The organism is Spongiactinospora rosea (assembly GCF_003315795.1).
In the GTDB taxonomy this organism is placed as follows: domain Bacteria; phylum Actinomycetota; class Actinomycetes; order Streptosporangiales; family Streptosporangiaceae; genus Spongiactinospora; species Spongiactinospora rosea.
In genome coordinates this window covers 384857-402840 of record NZ_QMEY01000001.1, presented here as the reverse complement: position 1 = coordinate 402840, position 17984 = coordinate 384857, and the positions used below count along the sequence as shown (strand labels likewise).

At 72.1% G+C, this 17984-nt stretch carries 18 protein-coding genes; 9 read left to right on the top strand and 9 right to left on the bottom strand.

Annotation, left to right across the window (positions count from 1 at the left end; all coding sequences use genetic code 11):
- Positions 1–3: 3 nt before the first annotated feature.
- Positions 4–672 (bottom strand): response regulator, encoded by a 669-nt coding sequence (locus DP939_RS01925; protein WP_113978117.1) that lies wholly within the window; start codon positions 670–672, stop codon positions 4–6.
- The gene (locus DP939_RS01920; RefSeq protein ID WP_225877998.1) at positions 669–3197 is read right to left on the bottom strand and encodes a sensor histidine kinase; all 2529 of its coding nucleotides are present in this window, start codon (positions 3195–3197) and stop codon (positions 669–671) included. Before DP939_RS01920 ends, DP939_RS01925 begins: the two co-directional genes overlap by 4 nt.
- A 340-nt stretch (positions 3198–3537) precedes the next feature.
- Here DP939_RS01920 and DP939_RS01910 point away from each other — a divergent pair, with 340 nt between their 5' ends.
- From DP939_RS01910 to DP939_RS01890, 5 genes are all read left to right on the top strand, one after another.
- Complete coding sequence (locus tag DP939_RS01910) at positions 3538–3627, top strand: potassium-transporting ATPase subunit F (protein WP_113978115.1); 90 nt, start codon at positions 3538–3540, stop codon at positions 3625–3627.
- Complete coding sequence (kdpA, locus tag DP939_RS01905) at positions 3627–5288, top strand: potassium-transporting ATPase subunit KdpA (RefSeq protein WP_113978112.1); 1662 nt, start codon at positions 3627–3629, stop codon at positions 5286–5288. The genes DP939_RS01910 and kdpA overlap by 1 nt, the downstream gene beginning before the upstream one ends.
- On the top strand, positions 5289–7373 hold the full coding sequence (gene kdpB / locus DP939_RS01900) for a potassium-transporting ATPase subunit KdpB (RefSeq protein ID WP_113978109.1): 2085 nt from the start codon (positions 5289–5291) through the stop codon (positions 7371–7373).
- 3 nt (positions 7374–7376) lie between these two features.
- Entirely contained in the window at positions 7377–8216 is an 840-nt protein-coding gene (locus tag DP939_RS01895; RefSeq protein WP_113978107.1) for a potassium-transporting ATPase subunit C, read from the top strand.
- 74 nt (positions 8217–8290) lie between these two features.
- Positions 8291–9727, top strand: a complete 1437-nt coding sequence (locus DP939_RS01890; RefSeq protein WP_113978104.1) for a pentapeptide repeat-containing protein — start codon at positions 8291–8293, stop codon at positions 9725–9727.
- An 18-nt stretch (positions 9728–9745) separates the two neighbouring features.
- Here the strand turns inward: DP939_RS01890 and DP939_RS01885 are convergent, their stop codons facing one another.
- From DP939_RS01885 to DP939_RS01875, 3 genes are read right to left on the bottom strand one after another with little or no spacing between them, the layout of a single operon-like run.
- A complete protein-coding gene (locus tag DP939_RS01885; protein ID WP_113978101.1) occupies positions 9746–10531 on the bottom strand; it encodes an alpha/beta fold hydrolase in 786 nt (261 codons plus the stop codon).
- Complete coding sequence (locus DP939_RS01880; RefSeq protein ID WP_113978099.1) at positions 10528–11274, bottom strand: SRPBCC family protein; 747 nt, start codon at positions 11272–11274, stop codon at positions 10528–10530. Before DP939_RS01880 ends, DP939_RS01885 begins: the two co-directional genes overlap by 4 nt.
- A gap of 1 nt (position 11275) precedes the next feature.
- Complete coding sequence (locus tag DP939_RS01875) at positions 11276–11869, bottom strand: winged helix-turn-helix domain-containing protein (RefSeq protein ID WP_199564902.1); 594 nt, start codon at positions 11867–11869, stop codon at positions 11276–11278.
- A 132-nt stretch (positions 11870–12001) separates the two neighbouring features.
- Between DP939_RS01875 and DP939_RS01870 the strand changes: the two genes are divergently transcribed.
- A complete protein-coding gene (locus DP939_RS01870; RefSeq protein ID WP_113978097.1) occupies positions 12002–12718 on the top strand; it encodes an alpha/beta fold hydrolase in 717 nt (238 codons plus the stop codon).
- Positions 12719–12745: 27 nt separating this feature from the next.
- Here the strand turns inward: DP939_RS01870 and DP939_RS01865 are convergent, their stop codons facing one another.
- Positions 12746–13996 (bottom strand): cytochrome P450, encoded by a 1251-nt coding sequence (locus DP939_RS01865; RefSeq protein WP_113978094.1) that lies wholly within the window; start codon positions 13994–13996, stop codon positions 12746–12748.
- A 19-nt stretch (positions 13997–14015) separates the two neighbouring features.
- Complete coding sequence (locus DP939_RS01860) at positions 14016–14702, bottom strand: TetR/AcrR family transcriptional regulator (RefSeq protein ID WP_225877997.1); 687 nt, start codon at positions 14700–14702, stop codon at positions 14016–14018.
- A gap of 96 nt (positions 14703–14798) precedes the next feature.
- Between DP939_RS01860 and DP939_RS01855 the strand changes: the two genes are divergently transcribed.
- Both DP939_RS01855 and crcB read left to right on the top strand, forming a co-directional pair.
- Positions 14799–15206 (top strand): FluC/FEX family fluoride channel, encoded by a 408-nt coding sequence (locus DP939_RS01855; protein ID WP_225877996.1) that lies wholly within the window; start codon positions 14799–14801, stop codon positions 15204–15206.
- Positions 15203–15559, top strand: coding sequence for a fluoride efflux transporter CrcB (gene crcB, locus DP939_RS01850; RefSeq protein WP_113978089.1), 357 nt, complete (start codon positions 15203–15205; stop codon positions 15557–15559). Before DP939_RS01855 ends, crcB begins: the two co-directional genes overlap by 4 nt.
- Here the strand turns inward: crcB and DP939_RS01845 are convergent, their stop codons facing one another.
- Positions 15560–16078: a GNAT family N-acetyltransferase gene (locus DP939_RS01845; RefSeq protein WP_225877995.1), complete on the bottom strand. Its 519-nt coding sequence runs from the start codon at positions 16076–16078 to the stop codon at positions 15560–15562.
- A gap of 81 nt (positions 16079–16159) precedes the next feature.
- On the opposite strand from DP939_RS01845, the gene DP939_RS01840 reads away from it, so the two are divergent.
- The gene (locus DP939_RS01840) at positions 16160–16870 is read left to right on the top strand and encodes a maleylpyruvate isomerase N-terminal domain-containing protein (RefSeq protein WP_113978086.1); all 711 of its coding nucleotides are present in this window, start codon (positions 16160–16162) and stop codon (positions 16868–16870) included.
- Positions 16871–16876: 6 nt separating this feature from the next.
- Here DP939_RS01840 and DP939_RS01835 read toward each other — a convergent pair whose 3' ends face one another.
- A complete protein-coding gene (locus DP939_RS01835) occupies positions 16877–17953 on the bottom strand; it encodes a hypothetical protein (protein WP_113978081.1) in 1077 nt (358 codons plus the stop codon).
- Positions 17954–17984: the final 31 nt, after the last annotated feature.

The window sequence follows — 17984 nt, the reverse complement described above, 5'->3', positions numbered from 1 at the left end:
GCTTCACGGTACGAACCGGTAGCCCATCCCCGGCTCGGTGATCAGGTGGGCGGGGTGGCCCGGGTCGGCCTCCAGCTTGCGGCGCAGCTGCGCCATGTACTGCCGCAGGTAGTGCGACTCCTTGACGAACTTCGCGCCCCACACCTCGGTCAGCAGGTGCCGGTGAGAGATCAGCTTGCCGGGGTTGCGCAGCAGGATCTCCAGGATGTGCCACTCGGTGGGGGTCAGCCGCACGTCGCCGGAGACCGACTTGCCGACCAGGTCCACGACGTGGTCGCCGACGCGGATCAGCGCGGTCTCCGACTCGGTCACCGCCGAGCGCCGGGAGACCGCCCGGACGCGGGCGAGCAGTTCGTCGATCCCGAACGGCTTGGTCACGTAGTCGTCGGCGCCCGCGTCCAGGGCCTCGACCTTGTCCCGGTTGGCGGCCCGGCCGGACAGCACGATGATCGGCACGCTGGTCCAGCCGCGCAGGCCGTGGATCACGTCGATGCCGTCGAGGTCGGGCAGCCCGAGGTCGAGCAGCACCAGGTCGGGGTGGAAGGACGCGGCCTGGCGCAGCGCCGAGCCGCCGTCGGCGGCCACCGCGACCTCGTAGTGGCGGGCGGCCAGGTTGATCCGCAGCGCCCGCAGGATCTGGGGCTCGTCGTCCACGACGAGGACGCGGGTCACGCCGCCGCCCCGGTACGGCCGGTGACCGGCAGCGTGAGGATCATCGTCAGCCCGCCTCCAGGTGTGTCCTCCGGGGTCAGTGTGCCGCCCATCGCCTCGGCCAGGCCACGGGACAGGGCCAGGCCGAGCCCGACGCCGGTGTGGTTGTCGCGGTCGCCGAGCCGCTGGAACGGCATGAACACCCGCTCGTGGTCCTCCTGCGGGATGCCGGGGCCGCGGTCGATGATCCGGATCTCCACTCCGGAGCCGTGCCCGCTCGCGCGGACCAGCACCGGCCGTCCGTCGGGGCTGTAGCGGACGGCGTTGGCGATCACGTTCACCAGCACCCGTTCCAGCAGCACCGGGTCGGCGGTGATCTCCGGCAGGTCGGCCGGGATGTCGCAGACCACCCGGCCGCGTACGGTCCCGAGGTCGTCGATCGCGCGGGGCACCACCTCGTCCAGGGCGAGCCGCTGCGGTGACGCGCCCAGCACGCCCGCCTGGAGCCGGCTCATGTCCAGGAGGTTGGCGACGAGGCGGTCCAGGCGGGTGAGGGATTGGTGGGCGGTGTCGAGGAGTTCGGCGCGGTCGGCGGGGGTCCAGTGGACGTCGGTGGCGCGCAGGCCGTCGACGGCGGCGGTGGCGGAGGCGAGGGGGGTGCGCAGGTCGTGGCTGACGGCGGCGAGCAGGGCGGTGCGCATGCGGTCGGCTTCGGCGAGGGGGCGGGCTTTTTCGGCTTCGGCGCGGAGGCGTTCCTGGCGGAGGGCGACGGCGGCTTCGGCGGCGAAGGCTTCCAGGACGCGGCGGTCGGCGGCGTGCAGGAGGCGGCCGCGGGCGGCGAGGATGAGGTGGTCGTCGATGCGGACGTCGGTGCCGGCGTCGCCGGGGGTGGTGGCGGGGGGTCCGCCCGCGGTGGCGGCGATGTGCCAGGGGGTGGTGGGGTCGGTGCGTTCGAGGAGGGTGACCGATTCCAGGGCGAAGGTCTCGCGGAGGCGGGCGAGGAGGGAGGGGAGGGCGGCGTCGCCGCGCAGGACGTGTCCGGCGAGGGTGGAGAGGACTTCGGCGTCGGCTCCGGCGCGGGCGGCTTCGCGGGTACGCCGGGCGGCGAGGTCCACGATCGCGCTGACGGCCATCGCGACGACCACGAACACCACCAGCGCGAAAAGGTTTTCCGCCTCCGCGATGGTGAACTCCCCCACCGGCGCGGTGAAGAAGTAGTTCAGCAGCAGCGACCCGCCCACCGCCGCGGTGATCGCGGGCCACATCCCACCGGCCAGCGCGACCGCCACGACCAGCAGCAGGAAGATCAGGATCTCGCTGGGCAGCGCGAGCACGTCGCGGAAGGGCAGCAGGGCGACGGTCAGCGCGGGCACTCCGGCGACCGCGGCGGCCCAGCCGGTGAGCCTTCTGGCCTTGGGCAGTCCGGCGTCCGTGCGGGGCGGCATCCGCCGTCCGCGCCGGGCCTCCGCGTGGGTGACCATGTGGACGTCGATCGAGCCGGACCGCGCGGTGGTCTCCACCCCCACCCCACGCGCCCACAACTGGGCGAACCGGCCACGCCGGGACGCCCCCAGCACGAGCTGCGTGGCGTTCACCCCACGGGCGAAGTCAAGCAGCGCGCCCGGGATGTCGTCCCCGACCACCTGGTGATAGCTCCCGCCCAGATCCTCCACCAGGGTCCGCTGCCGGGTCAGGCCCGTGGGGTCCGCGCCGCCCAGCCCGTCCGGGCGGGTGACGTGGACGGCCAGCAGATCCGCCCCCTTGGTCCGCGCCGCGATCCGCGCCGCCCGCCGAACCAGCGTGTCCCCCTCCGGACCCCCCGTCAACGCCACCACCACCCGCTCCCGCGCCTCCCACGTCACCGCGATCCCATGCTCGGCCCGATACCGGTCGAGCTGCTCATCCACCTTCCCCGCCACCCACAACAGCGCCAGCTCCCGCAACGCCGTCAGATTCCCCACCCGGAAATAGTTCGCCAGCGCCGCGTCCACCTTCTCCGGCGCATAAACGTTCCCGTGCGCCAGCCGCCGCCGCAACGCCTCCGGCGACATGTCCACCAGCTCCACCTGATCGGCCCGCCGCACCACCTCATCCGGCACCGTCTCGCGCTGCACCACCCCGGTGATCCGCTCCACCACGTCGTTGACCGACTCCAGATGCTGCACGTTCACCGTGGTGATCACATCGATCCCGGCCGCGATGATCTCCAGCACGTCCTGCCACCGCTTGGCGTTGCCCGAGCCCGGCACGTTGGTGTGGGCCAGCTCATCCACCAGCACCACCCGCGGACGCCGGGCCAGCACCGCCGCCACGTCCAGCTCGGTGAACGACGCCCCACGATGGATCACCTCACGGCGGGGCAGGACCTCCAGCCCCTCCAGCAGCGCGGCGATCGGCGCGCGGCCGTGGGTCTCCACCAGCCCGACGACCACGTCCCGGCCCCGGCCCAGCGCCCGCCGCCCCTCGCACAACATCGCGTAGGTCTTGCCGACCCCGGGGGCCGCCCCGAGATACACCCGGAGCCGGCCACCCGGCACGTTGATCATGGGTTCCCGATGGACTCGCACATATCTCAGAAAACGCTTATAAAACGGAGCCTGGAGGGCTCTTGACGCGTTCACTACGCCACCGCCGCCGATATTGACGCCATCCTGACGCCCCGCACAGACCCCGTATGAACAGCGTCAATATTCACCGCATAGCCGTATACGACCCATCAAGAACCCACAAAACCCACTCAATCCGCTCTTTCATTCATTGAGTGCCGGTGAAGTTCTCCGGCAAACGCTGATTTCGAGGAGTGGGGATGGCCGACGTCATCTTCGTGGCCCTGACGGTCGCGGTGTTCGCGGTCCTGGGCCTTGTCGTACGGGCGGTGGAACGGCTGTGAGCCTCGTCAACGCCATCGGCCTCGCCGTGGTGGCGCTGCTGGTGGCCTTCATGGTCGCCGCCCTGCTGTTCCCGGAGCGTTTCTGATGGGCACCGCGACCGCGGGCGCGCTGTTCGTCGCGTCCCTGATCCTCGCCCTGGCCCTGGTGCACCGGCCGCTCGGCGACCACATGTACCGCGTCTACACCACGACCCGGCACCTCGCCGCCGAGCGCCTGATCTACCGGCTGCTCGGCGTCAACGCCGACGCCGAGCAGCGCTGGAGCGCGTACGCGCGCGGCGTGCTCGCGTTCTCCGTCGTCTCCATCCTGTTCCTGTACGGCCTGCAACGCCTCCAGGACCGGCTCTTCCTGAGCCTCGGCATGGACCCGGTGCCCGACCACGTCGCCTGGAACACCGCCATCAGCTTCGTGACCAACACCAACTGGCAGGCGTACTCCGGCGAGTCCACCATGGGCCACCTGACCCAGATGGCGGGCCTGGCCGTACAGAACTTCGTGTCGGCCGCGGTCGGCATGGCGGTGGCGATGGCGCTGGTGCGCGGCTTCGCCAGGAACCGCACCGACACCCTCGGCAACTTCTGGGTGGACCTGGTCCGCGGCACGGTGCGGATCCTGCTGCCGATCGCGTTCGTGGGCGCGCTGGTGCTGGTCGCGGGCGGGCTGGTACAGAACTTCGCGGCCCCGCAGGAGATCGCCACGCTGACCGGCGGCACCCAGAGCGTGACCGGCGGCCCGGTGGCCTCCCAGGAGGTCATCAAGGAGCTGGGCACCAACGGCGGCGGCTTCTACAACGTCAACTCCGCCCACCCCTTCGAGAACGCCACGGGCTGGACCAACTGGTTCGAGATCTTCCTGATCCTGGTCATCCCGTTCTCGCTGCCGCGCACGTTCGGCCGGATGGTCGGCCAGCGGCGCCAGGGCAACGCCATCCTCGCCGTGATGGCCGTGCTCGCCCTGGTCAGCGTCGCCCTCACCAACGTCTTCGAGCTGGCCGGCGGCGCGACCGTGCCGCAGGCCGTGGGCGCGGCGATGGAGGGCAAGGAGGTGCGGTTCGGGGTGGCGAACTCCGCCACCTTCGGCGCGGCGACCACGCTCACCTCGACCGGCGCGGTGGACTCCTTCCACGACTCATACACCCCGTTCGGCGGCATGATGACGATGTTCAACATGATGCTGGGCGAGGTCGCGCCCGGCGGGGTCGGCGCGGGCCTGTACGGCATGCTGGTGCTGGCGGTGATCACCGTCTTCGTGGCGGGGCTGATGGTCGGCCGCACGCCGGAGTACCTGGGCAAGCGGATCGGGGCCCGCGAGATCAAGCTGGCCTCGCTGTACTTCCTGGTCACCCCGGTCCTGGTGCTGACCGGCACGGCTCTGGCGATGGGCAACGCGGACGGCCTGGCCGGGATACTGAACTCGGGCCCGCACGGGTTTTCTGAGGTCCTGTACGCGTTCACCAGCGCCTCCAACAACAACGGGTCGGCCTTCGGCGGCCTGACCGTGAACACGCCGTGGTACGACACGGCGCTCGGCCTGTGCATGGCGCTCGGCCGGTTCCTGCCGATCATCTTCGTGCTGGCCCTGGCCGGGTCGCTGGCCGGGCAGGCGCCGGTGCCGGAGTCGGCGGGCACGCTGCCCACCCACCGGCCGCAGTTCGTCGGCATGGTCGTCGGCGTCACGATCATCCTGATCGCGCTGACCTTCCTCCCCGCGCTCGCGCTCGGGCCGCTCGCAGAAGGGCTTTCGTGAATGAGCACGTCAGAGCGCAGGATCGGGGGCGGGCTGCTGGACCCCGGGCAGTTGGTCCGCTCGCTGCCCGACGCGCTTGCCAAGCTGAACCCCCGCACGCTGTGGCGCAACCCGGTGATGCTGATCGTGGAGATCGGCGCGGTGTTCACCACCGTCCTGGCGATACTCGACCCGACGTTCTTCGGCTGGGCGATCACGGTCTGGCTGTGGCTGACCGTGCTGTTCGCCAACCTGGCCGAGGCGGTCGCGGAGGGGCGCGGCAAGGCCCAGGCGGCCACGCTGCGCGCCGCCAAACGCGACACCACCGCCCGCAAGCTGGTGGGCGGCTCCGTCCAGACGGTCGGCGCGCCGGAGTTGCGTCCCGGTGACCGCGTGGTGGTCGAGGCGGGCGAGATCATCCCCGGCGACGGCGACGTGGTGGAGGGCATCGCCTCGGTGGACGAGTCGGCCATCACCGGCGAGTCGGCCCCGGTCATCCGGGAGTCGGGCGGCGACCGTTCGGCGGTGACCGGCGGCACCAAGGTGCTGTCGGACCGGATCGTCGTCGAGATCACCCAGAAGCCCGGCGAGAGCTTCATCGACCGGATGATCTCCCTGGTCGAGGGCGCGAACCGGCAGAAGACCCCCAACGAGATCGCGCTGAACATCCTGCTGGCCGCGCTCACGATCATCTTCCTGGCCGCGACGGTGACCATGCAGCCGATGGCGATCCACGCCAAGGCCGTCAACCCCGGCATCCCGGACTCCCTGGCGCTGACCGGCGACGGCGTGACCGGGATCGTGCTGGCCGCGCTGCTGGTCTGCCTGATCCCGACCACCATCGGGGCGCTGCTGTCGGCCATCGGCATCGCGGGCATGGACCGGCTGGTGCAGCGCAACGTGCTGGCGATGTCCGGCCGTGCGGTGGAGGCCGCGGGCGACGTCAACACGCTGCTGCTGGACAAGACCGGCACGATCACGCTGGGCGACCGGCAGGCGGCGGAGTTCGTCCCGGTGGCGGAGGTCGGCGAGGAGGAACTGGCGCTGGCGGCGCAACTGTCCAGCCTGGCCGACGAGACGCCCGAGGGGCGGTCCATCGTGGTGTTCGCCAAGCGCGCGTACGGCCTGCGCGAACGCGAACCCGGCGAACTGGCCACCGCCGAGTGGGTGCCGTTCACCGCCCAGACCCGGATGTCGGGGGTGAACATGGACGGCCGGCAGGTGCGCAAGGGCGCGGCCACCGCCGTGATGAAGTGGGTGCGCGACCACGGCGGCCACCCCACCGACCAGATCGGCCACCTGGTGGACGGCATCTCCGCCTCCGGCGGCACCCCGCTGGTGGTCGGCGAGATCAACGGCGAGCGGGCCCGGGTGCTGGGGGTGATCCACCTCAAGGACGTGGTCAAGGCGGGCATGGCCGAGCGGTTCGCCGAGATGCGCCGGATGGGCATCAGGACCGTGATGATCACCGGGGACAACCCGCTGACCGCCAAGGCCATCGCCGACGAGGCCGGGGTCGATGACTTCCTGGCCGAGGCCACCCCCGAGGACAAGCTCGCGCTGATCAAGAAGGAGCAGGAGGGCGGCCGGCTGGTCGCCATGACCGGGGACGGCACCAACGACGCCCCCGCCCTGGCGCAGTCCGACGTCGGGGTGGCCATGAACACCGGCACCTCGGCCGCCAAGGAGGCCGGGAACATGGTCGATCTGGACTCCAACCCGACCAAGCTCATCGAGATCGTCGAGATCGGCAAGCAGCTCCTGATCACCAGGGGCGCGCTGACCACGTTCTCCATCGCCAACGACGTCGCGAAGTACTTCGCGATCATCCCGGCGATGTTCGCCGCGGTCTACCCGGGCCTCGACGCGCTCAACATCATGCGGCTGTCCAGCCCGCAGTCGGCGATCCTGTCCGCGGTGATCTTCAACGCGCTGATCATCATCGCGCTGATCCCGCTCGCCCTGCGCGGCGTGCGCTACCGCCCGGCCGGCGCCGCCAAGCTGCTGTCGCGCAACCTCTGCCTGTACGGCCTGGGCGGGGTCGTCGCGCCGTTCATCGGCATCAAGCTGATCGACCTGATCATTCGGTTTCTTCCGGGGATGTGAATCATGCAACGACTACCGGCATGGATCCGCGGGCACCTCGCGGCGCTGCGCGCGCTGCTCGTGCTCACGCTGCTGCTCGGCGCGGCCTATCCGCTGGTCGTGACGGGGGTGGCACAGGCGGTGTTCGGCCACAAGGCCAACGGCTCGCTGGTCGACAAGGACGGCAAGACGGTGGGCAGCGCGCTCGCCGGGCAGCGCTTCACCGACGCCGGGGGCGACCCGGCCGGGAAGTACTTCCAGAGCCGTCCGTCGGCGGCGGGCGACGGCTACGACATGCTGTCCACGTCGGCGAGCAACCTCGGTCCCGAAGACGTCGTGGACACCCTGCCCACGCCGGGCGATGAGGGACGTCAGTCGCTGCTCACGCAGGTCTGCGCGCGGTCCAAGGCGGCGGGCGAGCTGGAGGGCGTCTCCGGCGGGCGGCCGTACTGCACCGGCGACGGGGTGGGCGCGGTGCTCAAGGTCTTCCCGGGCCGGGTGGTCAGCGTCAACCAGGCGTGCCCGGCGACCCCGTTCGTCGCCCGTTACCAGGGGGTCCAGGTCGAGTGCGCCAGGCCGGGCGAGGACTACACGGCCGGGCGTACGGTACCGGTCAGGGGGAACGCGACCGCCGTGGTGCCCCCGGACGCGGTGACCGCGAGCGGGTCCGGGCTGGACCCGCACATCTCCCCCGCCTACGCCGAGCTTCAGGCCCCGCGCGTGGCCAGAGAGCGCGGCCTGGCACTGCCCCGGGTACGCGAGCTGATCGGCGAGCACACCACCGGCCGCGCGCTGGGGTTCATCGGCGAGCCCGCCGTCAACGTGCTGGAACTGAACCTCGCGCTGGACGAGACCACCAGGTGACCGGTGGAGGGGGCAAGCGCATTCCATCCTTACGGACGGTTCTCCCCGCACGACATACCGTGTATGACCGATGTATGCGACCTTGGGATGTCGGATGGGCGACCTGTTCCGCCTGCATGGGGGCCGCCCACCCCGAGTACGGCCGGTGTCTGGCCCACCTCACGCCTGACGAGATCGACGCCGTACTGACCGCGACACCGCCCGGCACCGCCGGGCGGGTTCGCGGCCGACCCGCCCCGGCGATCGACCTGCGCGGCGTACGCGTTCCGGCCAGGCTCCTGGAACATGTCCTCGGCGCGACCGGCGGACGGCTGGGCCGGGCCCGGTTCGATCACGCCGTCTTCGACGGCGACGCCCGGTTCGGCGCCACTGTGTTCGAGGGCGACGCCTCCTTCGACCACGCCTGCTTCCACGGGCTGGCCTCCTTCTACGACGCGCACTTCGCCACGAATGTCAGCTTTCGTGCCGCCCACTTCGCCGGGCACCTGTCGTTCTCCGAGGCCGACGTCAACGGTTACGCGGTGTTCGACGGGGCCTCGGTGGGCGGCGACGCCGTCTTCGACGCGGCCGGGTTCGGCAAGGACGCGTCGTTCCACGGCAGCGTGTTCTTCGGGCCCGCGAGCTTCGACGGGGCGCGGTTCGCGGGCAACGCCGGCTTTCGCACCGCCCGCTTCCGGCGGGTGGTCTCCTTCCGCCGGACGGTGTTCGAGCGGCACGTGTCCTTCGCGGCGGCCTGCTTCTCCGCCGCCGCCTACCTGGCGCCCAGCACCGTGGGCGGCGGGCTCTCGCTGGCCGGGGCCGACGCGAGCGCCGGGCTCGCGCTCAGCGCCGCCGGTTGCACGGTGGATTTGCGCCGGTTGCGCGTCGCGGGCGGCCCGCTCACCGTACGGCTGCGCGAGGCGCAGGCCGACCTTGAGGGCGCGACCCTCGTCGGCGCCGCCACGCTCGTCGGCAAGGGCCCCGTGCGGCTGCTGTCGCTGCGCGAGGTGGCCGCGGGCACCGGCCTCGCGCTGTCGGGAGTCGATCTCAGCGGGTGCAGCTTCACCGGGCTGCGCCATCCCGAGCTGCTGCGGTTGTCCGGCTGTGTGTTCGCCGCCCCGCCGCGCGGAGTGCGCCTGGCCCTGACCTGGCCCCCGCTGCGCTGGTGGCGGCGGCGCAACGTACTGGCCGACGAGCGGGCCTGGCGCGGCTGGCCGGAGGCCGAGGGCGACGGCCCGCCCACGGCGACGCAACTCGAGGCGCTCTACTCCCGGTTGCGCGCCGGGGTGGACGACCGGCACACGGCCACCGACTTCGCGTTCGGCGCGATGGAGATGCGCCGCCTGGCGCGCACCGGGCCCGGCCGCTGGCTGCTCTGCGCCTACTGGCTCATCAGCGGGTACGGCCTGCGTCTCGGGCGTGCGGCGGGGTGGGTCGCGCTGGCCGTGCTGATCACCGCCGCCGGGATGCTCTGGTCCGCGGCGGGCACCATGGCCCACCGCCCGCTGCCCGTCGTCCAGCAGACCCACTGACCCGGCGCTGACCCGCGCTCAGGAGGCGACGAACGCCACGATCGCCGGGGCGATCGCCTCGGGCGCCACCTCGTGCGACTGCCCGGCCAGCTCGGCGTGGCGGCCGTCGGGCAGCGTCTCGGCGATGTGCCGGGCGGCCGCCACTATCGGGGGGACGCCCAGCTCGCCGCTCATGACCAGGGCGGGCACCTTGATCGGCGCACCCCGCTCGGCGTCGAACCGGCCGTTGCCCAGCACGGCGGTGTCGTAGGGCAGGGTGTGCGCGACGGCTTCGAGCGCCGGCCACACCGGCGCGCCCCGCATCCCCGCGACGGCCTCGGCGGGCACGCCCGCCATGTCGGTCATGAAGTAGGCCACCGCGTCTCCCCTGCGGCCCGCCGCGACCAGCTCCTGGAGTCTGGCCAGGTGCTCGGGAGGCGTGCGGTCGCCCTCCCGGGTGGTCAGCGGCGCCTCGTAGGCGATGACCCGCTCCACCCCGGGCAGCCGGCCCGCCGCGTCGAGCGCCAGCACCGCGCCGGACGACAGCCCGGCCAGCGTCGCCGAGCCGCCGGCCACGCCGATCAGGGCCTCGATGTCCTCGATCTCCCGCTCGACGGAGTAGGGCTCGGTGTCGCCGCTCTCGCCGCGCCCGCGCCGGTCGTAGTTGATCACCGTCAGGTGCTCGGCCAGCAGCGCGGCGATGCCGCTCATCGGGCCGAAGGAACGGTGGCACAACGCCCCGTCCACCAGGATCACCGCAGGTCCCTCACCCGCCCGCTCGTAGCGGATCCGGGTGCCGTCCTTGGAGGTCACGTAGGTGCTCATGCTCTTTCCAATCCGGTCAGCCAGGACTCCCATGCGCCCTGGGTCGTGTTTTCATCGATGTCGGAGAAGATGTGGTGGGCGGCGACCATCGGGCCGTGCAGTCCGCGCAGGAAGCGGTAGATGGCGTCGTCCGTGCGGATGCCCAGGGTGTGCTCGTTGACGAAGTAGACGACGCCGTCGATGGGCGCGAGGCCGCCGGGGGTGAACCGCACGGCCTGCCCGGGCTTCACGTCGTCGCCGAGGCCGAGCCGGCCGCGCAGGGCGGCCCAGGTGCGGTCCCAGTCGGCCACGATCGGGCCGAAGGCCGTGACGGGCGTCGCGGTACGGCCGGCGAAGTGCTCCACGCAGGCCCGCAGGGTGGCGAAGAACAGCGCGCCGCCCTTGGTCATCGCGTCGTACTCGGTCTCCCAGTCGTCGCCGGGCAGGAAACCGCTGGTGACCAGGCGCAGCACGGCACTCCCGCCGCCGCGCCCCTCGATCAGGAACTCGTAAGCCATGAACCGCCCGTCGGGGGCCGGCTCAGACCCGTAGGCGAGCCGGTGCGGCGGATCCCAGCCGGTGATCAGCGACTCGCCCCGGTAGGCCCCGAACAGCGTGCGGACCGTGCCGCCGGGCCCCGGCTCGACGTGGTTGGTGCCCATGAACCAGGAGTCGGCCCCCGGCCCGGTCGCGATGGCCGCCCAGATCTGCTCCGGGGTCGCGTCGACCTCGGCTTCTGTCTCGCCCTCGAACGCGTGTCCCATGTCACTCCCCCTCCGGTGCCCGGATCGCGGGATGGACGGCGACGATCACTCGGTGCGCCCGCCCGCCCGCCGCGGACTCGTCGTGGTATTTGGCGACCAGCCCGGTCACCGCCGTGGCCAGCTCGTCAGCGAAGGCCGCGCGCCGCTCCGCGGAGGCGAACCGCACCTCCCCGTCGAGCGCGAACGTGGCCACCCGCCGCTGCGCCTGGGCCGCGCCCGTGATCAGCATGCCGACCTCGCGCACCAGCCGGGTGGCGATGGCCAGCAGCCAGCGCGCGGACAGCCGGTCGGGGGCCCGCTCGGGGTCGGGCTGGACCGCCCCGAGCACCGCGGGCGATATCACGTACGACGCCGCGGTCGCCCGCATCACCCGCTCGGTCACATTTCCCTTCCTGCGCTCCTCGGCCAGCTCGATCAACCCGTGCCGCTCCAGGGCGCGCAGGTGATAGTTGATCTTCTGCCGGGGCAGGCCCACCCGCCCGGCGAGCATCGTCGCCGACGCGGGAACGGCCAGCTCAGCAAGCAATCGGGCGCGCACGGGGTCGAGCGAGACCTCCGCCGCGGCCGGATCTTCGATCACCGCCACTTCGAACATGGCCTCACCCTCTCACCGACAATGAGAGTTGTCAAGAAAAATAATATTGTCGGTGATGTCCGCGTCTTGGCCGGGTTCTGACAGCGAATGAGGCGACGATGATGGAAAGTCATGCAGAGAGCGGGGGCTCCGATGCGGACGGACATGCACGACCACGTCGTCACGGCCGACGGCGCCGTTGTCACCTACGAGGTCCGCGGCGACGGCCCGGGGCTGGTACTGGTGCCCGGCGGCGCCCGGCTGGGGCGGCATTACCACGCGATGGCCGGCCAGCTCGCCGAAGAGTTCACCGTCCATGTGGCCGATCGCCACGGCCGGGCATCCGGCGGACGCCTTCATGAACGCCCGGTCGCGGAAGCCTGCGGCCGGGGGTTCTGTGGGGAGGGCGTGGGCAGCACGCTGGAAGACGACTGCGCCGGCCTCGGCGCGCTGATCGCCGAGACCGGCGCGGACCTGCTGTTCGGCCACGGCTACGGCGGAATGGTGGCGCTGGAGACGGCGCTGCGCCACCCGGTGCGCGGGCTCGTCCTGTACGAGCCCGCGGCCGGGCCGGGCCCGCGCCTCACGGCGGGGCGGCCACGCGGCTTCGGGCGGGCGCACACGCCGAACAGGCACGCCGAGGCACTGGTGCGGTCATCGGTCGAGCGCTACCGGGGGGTCACCGCGCCGATGTTGCTGCTCACCGGGGAGCGCAGCCCCGCCCACCTGCGCCAGGCGGCGGAGCTGCTGCGCGCCACCGTACCGGGGTCCTGCCTGACGGCCTTCCCCGGCGTCGGGCACAACGCCCCCGACCAGGAGGACCCGGTACGCGTCGCGAGAGCGCTGGCGGCGTTCCTGCGCTCGGTGTAGATGGTCGTGCTCGTCCTGACCGGGCGGTCAGGCCACCGGCTCCCAGGTGACCGGGAGCCGGTGCACGCCGTAGATGAGCATGTCGGTGCGCATCGGCACCTCCTCGGGCGGCACCGCGAGCCGCAGGCCCGGGAACCGCTCGAACAGCGCGGGCAACGCGATCTGCATCTCCACGCGGGCGAGCTGCTGGCCCAGGCACTGGTGGATCCCGTGCCCGAAGGCCACGTGCCCGCCCACCGGCCGCCCGAAGTCGAGCCGGCCGGGGTCGGGGAACTGCTTGGAATCGTGGTTGGCGGCCGGGATGGACACCGTGACGGACTGCCCCGCCTTGATCTCCTGCCCGCCCAGCACGACGTCCTCCATGGCGACCCTGACCGTCCCCGGGATGACGCTGAGGTAGCGCAGCAGCTCCTCCACGATGGGGTCGGCGTGGCCCAGCTCGGTGATGCCGGGGCCGTCGCGCAGCACGGCGAGCTGGTCGGGGTGCTGGAGCAGCGCGAAGACGCCGAGCCCGATCATGTTGGCGGTGGTCTCGAACCCGGCGGCCAGCAGCACGCCGCCGACGTTGATCAGCTCCTCGTCGGTGAGGTCGCCGTCGCCGTTGACCAGGTCGCTGAGCAGGTCGTCGGCGGGCTCGGCGCGCTTGGCCGCGACCAGCTCGGCCATGTGCTCCTGGACCGCGACGAACGCCGCGATGGTCTCCTCGCGGGTGGTGTCCATCCGCATCAGCACCTCGGTGTCGTGCTGGAAGCGGTCGCGGTCCTCGTACGGCACGCCCAGCAGCTCACAGATCACCAGTGACGGGATGGGGAGCGCGAACGTCTCCACCAGGTCCACCACCGGCCCCTGCTGCTCCATGGCGTCGAGCCGCCCCGCGGTGATCTCCCTGACGCGGTCGGCCAGCAGGCGCATCCGCCGCACGGTGAACTGACCGGCCAGCAGGCGGCGGTAGCGGGTGTGCTGCGGGGGGTCCATCTGGGAGAAGACGCCGGCCGGCGCGGGACGCCGTTCGCCTCCCTCGGTCTTCGCCCTGGACAGCGGCGTGTGGACCAGGTCGGCCCGCGCGCCGAACCGCGCGTCGGCCAGCACCTGGCGGGTCAGGGCGTGCTCGGTCACCAGCCACCCGATGTGCCCATCGGGGTAGAGCATCGGGCTGACCGGGTCCTTCTCGCGAAGAGTGGCCAGCTCGCTCGGTGGGTCGAACGGGCACCCGGCGGGGCGCTCGGTGGGCAACGGCCGGGCAGGCCGGTCGTTCAGAGGTTCTGACGAATGCCGCATGACGTTTCCTTTCGCCTGATCAGGCTGGAACCTCGCGGTCCGCTCGGGCGGCGGACCGCCGCTGGGCCGCGAGCCGGTCGTATCCCGCTCGCGCCTCGGCGGCGTAATCTTCGGAAAGCAGGGGGGTGGCGTGAATCTCCAGGGCCGCCATGCTCATCCGCAGGTGCCCGTCGGGTGCGAGCACGTCGGCGCCCAGCGCCCTGGACACCTGCTCATGCATGACCAGCGGCCCGAACTGCATGGCGACCAGCATCGCGGCGAAGGCCCTGACATCGGTGACGCCGGGCACGTTGTCGCGCACCCACTCCTCCGCCAGGCCGACCATGTGGTCGAACATCGCCGCCGCCGCTGCCGAGCCGTCGAGCATGGAGTGGCTGAAGTAGCGCTGGAGCAGCAGCACGGTCGGATGCACCGAGGGCAGGAACCCGGGATCGGCCTGGCGGCCCTCCCGCAGCGCCTCCTTCTTGACCCGCAGGAGTTGTTCGAGCGCGTAGGCGTCGCAGGCGTCGCGCAAGCCCTCCTTGGAGCCGAAGTGGTGCCGGACCAGCCCCAGTGACACGCCCGCCTCGCGGGCGATGTCCCTGATGGTGGCCTTGTCCACGCCCCGGTCGGCGAACAGGCGCAGCGCCGCGTCCCTGATCCGCGCCCGGGCCGTCAGGTCCGAAAGCGCCGGGTCTCCGATCGGGTCGGCCATCTGCTCCTCCATCGCCGGATGCTGTTCACCTGAATCACAGACTATACGCATGAACAGTATCCGATGGCCGCTTCGGGGAAGTTGACGGCCGGGCTAGGGTCGCGAGATATGACCGGCCGAAAAGGCGAGGCCGCCACGCTGGGCGCGGTGGCGGCGGGCGGGGCGGCGGGGGCCGTGGCGAGGTACGCGCTGACGGCGGCGTTCCCGCACCCGCCGGGGACGTTCGCGTGGGCGACGTTCGGCATCAACGTGGCCGGGTGCCTGCTGATCGGGGTGCTGATGGTCCTGATCACCGAGGTACGCCGGGCCCACCCGCTGGTCCGGCCGTTCCTGGGGGTGGGGGTGCTCGGCGGGTTCACCACGTTCTCCACCTACGTCGCCGACGTACGCGAGGCGCTGGCGGCCGGGGCCCCGCTGACCGCCGCGGCCTACCTGGCGGGCACGCTCGTGGCCGCGCTGGCGGCCGTCACGGCCGGTGTGCTGCTCACCCGCGCGATGTTCCGGCGGCGGACGTGACCTACCTGCTGGTGGCCCTGGGGGCGGCGCTGGGCGCGCCGCTGCGGTACCTGACCGACCGGGTGATCCGCGCCCGCACCGGGTCCGACTTCCCATGGGGGACGCTCGCCGTCAACGTCGCCGGTTCGGCGCTGCTCGGCTTCCTGGCCGCGCTCCCGGCGGACGGCGCGCCGATGGCGCTCCTCGGGACCGGGTTCTGCGGGGCGCTGACGACGTACTCCACGTTCGGGTACGAGACGGTGCGGCTGGTCACCGAGGGCCGGCGGACGCGGGCCGCGCTCAACGCGGGCGGCAGCGTGGCCGCCGGGCTCACCGCCGCGTACGGCGGGGCGCTGCTGGCCACCTGGATCTGATCAGCCGGCCGCCGGGAGGTCGCGGCGCATGCACACCCGCGGCCAGCGGTCCAGGCCGTGCGCCGCCTCCTTGGCCCGGATCTCGCGCAGGCCCGGCGTCAGCTCCGATTCGGCCAGCCGGCGAAACCCGCACCGCTCGTAGTAGGGCGCGTTCCACGGCACGTCCGTGAACGTGGTCAGTGTCAGCGCGGGCATCCCCCGCGCCGCGGCCCAGTCCGCGACGTGCTCGATCAGCGCCCGGCCCACCCCGCGCCGGGCCGCCCGGGAGTGCACCGACACCTGCTCGACGTGGGCGTTGCCGTCCACCAGGTCGGCCAGCAGGTAGGCGTCCACCTCGCCGGACCCGCCGAGCGCGACCCACGCCCGCCCCGCCCGCCGGTAGTCCTCCAGCACCGAAAGCGGCGGCGGCTCGTCGTCGGCGATCTCCGGCATGCCGAAGTCGCGGAAGACACGCCCGGCGGCCCGCTCGATCTCACGCAGCGCGGGCAGCTCCCCCGGCTCCGCCTCCCTGATTCGCACCCGGCCGATTCTGCTCAACGGCGGCGGCCCCGGCAAGCGGGTTCCCGTGTCGCGGCGGGCTCGGCGGGTAGCGTGGCGGGCATGACGATCGACGACGCGGCCGTGGCCGACCTCGACCCGTTCGGCATCTACGACGCCGAGGCCGAACGGCTCGACCGGTTCTTCACCGGGCTGAGCGAACGGGAACGCGACCGCCCTTCCCGGGCGGCCGGCTGGTCGGTCCGCGACGTGCTCGCCCATCTCGCCGGTGAGGAGCTGTACAACCACGCCTGCCTGGACGACGAGCTGGCCCGCCTCACCGACATGTTGACCCAGGAGGGCGTGTCGGGGCTCGGCGGGTTCAACGACTGGTGCGTACGCGAGCGCCGCGCCCTGCCGTACGACGAGGTGCTGGCCGAGTGGCGGCGCAAGAACGCCGAGACCCGCCGCCGGATGCGCGAGCTGGGCAGGAACGCCACCCTCCAGACGCTCGCCGGGCCCTACCCCGTGGGCGCGCAGACCTTCCACTACTGCTCGGAGCTGGCCACGCACGCCGACGACGTGGGCGCGCCGGTCGCCGCCGGGGAGGCCGGCGGGCGTACCGAATGGCGGGTCAAGGTCGCGCTGTACGTGCTGGCCGAGCAGCACGCCAAGGCCCAGGTCAAGCCGAGCGCCGAGCAGATCTGGGTCTACGCCGACGGGGCCGAGGCGCAGCTCTCCCCGCCGGAGTTCGTCGAGGCGACCGTGGGGCGGCTGCCCGACGACCACCCGCTCGACCCCAGGATCAGATCCGCGCTGCGCTGCCTGGCCTGACCCCGCTCAGCGCTCACCCCTGGCGATCACCACCGTGGACACCGACAGCAGCGCCGCGCCCGTGATGGCGAACAACACGCGCACGTACATCGGGAAGCCGGTGCCCAGGATCGCCGGCAGCGCGACCAGGAAGGCCCCCGCCGCGCTGAACGTGACGCGGGTCAGCATGCGCGTCCGCGACCTGCGGACCAGCACCGGGAACCCGGCGCTGACCTCGGGCACGTCGGGCCGCTCCTGGGAGAACCCGACGCTCACCCGGGCCAGCGCGTCGAAGGTCGTGATCACCGGCTGGAGCCAGAACTCCACCGAGTCGTAACCCAGCTCCACGTCGTAGGAGTCGTCGGAGGAGATCTTCAGGAAGGTGCCGTCGGTGGCGCAGGACAGCACCTTCTCCCCCTCCTCGGAGTAGCTGTGGGTGAAGAAGCTGACCCGCAGCCGGGCGGCCCGCCGGTCGGACAGGGTGAGCCTGCCCTGCTCGTCGAACGGCACCGGCCCGCCGCGGTCCAGGACGGGCTCGTCGATGCGGATGAAGTAGGAGTCGCGGAACGTCGGATGCCTGGCCAGCCGCCTGGCCACGCCCAGCCAGTGCTGCGGGTCGTCGCGGGTCTCCTCGCCGGGCCGCCGGTGTGGCTCGTCGCGGATGTGCAGATCGGGGAAGCGGCCGGTGGCCGGGTAGAACCGGTCGTCGTTGACCTCGATGAGCCGGTCGAGGTAGCGGCGCCCTTCGGTCCGGATGTCGTCCTCGGTGAGCGGGTAGTCGTCGAGGTCGGTGTACTCGGCCATCCGCAGCCGGAAGACCACCATGTCGGCGGCGCACTCGGCGTCGGCGACGGACGCGAACCGCACCGGCACCAGGAACGGCGCCGCCGTCTCCACGTCGGCCACGTAGGCGACGACCGCCCTGCGGCCGATCACCGACATGTTGGCGATGGACGCCTGCAACGCCGGCACGACGTACTTGGACTCGTACCTGAACTGGAGGATCGCTCCCCTGGGCAGCGCCAGCGCGGCGAGGACGTCTTCGGCGTAGCGCCGTCTGGCGTCGGACGACAGGAAGAGAACGGACGGTCGAGGCCCTGGCATGACCTTGTGTCCCCCGCTTGTGCCTGTGGTG